The organism is Paenibacillus sp. BGI2013, from assembly GCF_002843485.1.
Lineage (GTDB): Bacteria > Bacillota > Bacilli > Paenibacillales > Paenibacillaceae > Paenibacillus > Paenibacillus amylolyticus.
The window spans coordinates 1-1,468 of record NZ_PJFA01000031.1 but is presented as its reverse complement, the minus strand read 5'-3'; the positions used below and the strand labels follow the sequence as shown (position 1 = coordinate 1,468).

General features: G+C 51.4%; 2 tRNA genes and 3 rRNA genes. All 5 read left to right on the top strand.

Annotation, left to right across the window (positions count from 1 at the left end):
* Positions 1–672 (top strand): 16S ribosomal RNA (locus tag CXK86_RS31695); the annotation flags it as partial.
* Positions 673–778: 106 nt separating this feature from the next.
* Positions 779–895: ribosomal RNA gene (gene rrf / locus CXK86_RS31690) — 5S ribosomal RNA — on the top strand.
* Between the two features lie 35 nt (positions 896–930).
* Positions 931–1,007: transfer RNA gene (locus tag CXK86_RS31685), tRNA-Ile, on the top strand.
* 22 nt (positions 1,008–1,029) lie between these two features.
* Positions 1,030–1,105: transfer RNA gene (locus CXK86_RS31680), tRNA-Ala, on the top strand.
* Between the two features lie 211 nt (positions 1,106–1,316).
* Positions 1,317–1,468 (top strand): 23S ribosomal RNA (locus CXK86_RS31675); the annotation flags it as partial.

Here is a 1,468-nt window from a genome sequence, read left to right as displayed (position 1 = left end):
AAGCACCCCGGAAGGGGAGTACGGTCGCAAGACTGAAACTCAAAGGAATTGACGGGGACCCGCACAAGCAGTGGAGTATGTGGTTTAATTCGAAGCAACGCGAAGAACCTTACCAGGTCTTGACATCCCTCTGATCGGTACAGAGATGTATCTTTCCTTCGGGACAGAGGAGACAGGTGGTGCATGGTTGTCGTCAGCTCGTGTCGTGAGATGTTGGGTTAAGTCCCGCAACGAGCGCAACCCTTATATTTAGTTGCCAGCATTTCGGGTGGGCACTCTAGATAGACTGCCGGTGACAAACCGGAGGAAGGTGGGGATGACGTCAAATCATCATGCCCCTTATGACCTGGGCTACACACGTACTACAATGGCCGGTACAACGGGCTGCGAAATCGCGAGATGGAGCCAATCCCAACAAAGCCGGTCTCAGTTCGGATTGCAGGCTGCAACTCGCCTGCATGAAGTCGGAATTGCTAGTAATCGCGGATCAGCATGCCGCGGTGAATACGTTCCCGGGTCTTGTACACACCGCCCGTCACACCACGAGAGTTTATAACACCCGAAGTCGGTGGGGTAACCGCAAGGAGCCAGCCGCCGAAGGTGGGATAGATGATTGGGGTGAAGTCGTAACAAGGTAGCCGTATCGGAAGGTGCGGCTGGATCACCTCCTTTCTATGGAGAATCGTTTCCTGCAACGGAAACATTCAAATACAAAATCTAGTCAGGTCGGCTAGTTACTCACTCGTTGCTCAGTTTTGAGAGCTCAAACTCTCAAACGTTTGGTGGCGATAGCGAAGGGGTTCCACACGTTCCCATCCCGAACACGACCGTTAAGCCCTTCAGCGTCAATGGTACTTGGACCGCAGGGTCCTGGAAGAGTAGAACGCCGCCAAGCGTAACCCATTTTGGGTTCAAATAGTATATGAATGTGGGCCCTTAGCTCAGTTGGTTAGAGCGCACCTCTGATAAGGGTGAGGCCGGTGGTTCGAGTCCACCAGGGCCCACCATCTATACCTTTAAACTTTATATGGGGCCATAGCTCAGCTGGGAGAGCGCCTGCCTTGCAAGCAGGAGGTCAGCGGTTCGATCCCGCTTGGCTCCACCAAAAAAAGTTTTACAAGTTTGTTCTTTGAAAACTAGATATCGAAACGAAATAAACGCGAATTAGAACATTCCTTTTTAGCTGAACTTGTGCAAACAAGTTTCAATAAAAACGGTAGTCAAATTGCTTTTGTGATGGTATCGGGTGAGAGCGACTTTTGGATTTGGACGTAGTCCAAACCAAGGGAAGCGAGCGACCGATACCGGAACAAAATGGTTAAGCTACTAAGAGCACACGGAGGATGCCTAGGCGCTAGGAGCCGATGAAGGACGTGGCGAACAACGAAACTGCCTCGGGGAGCTGTAAGCAAGCTTTGATCCGGGGGTGTCCGAATGGGGAAACCCAGCTGGGGTAATTTCCAGTTAC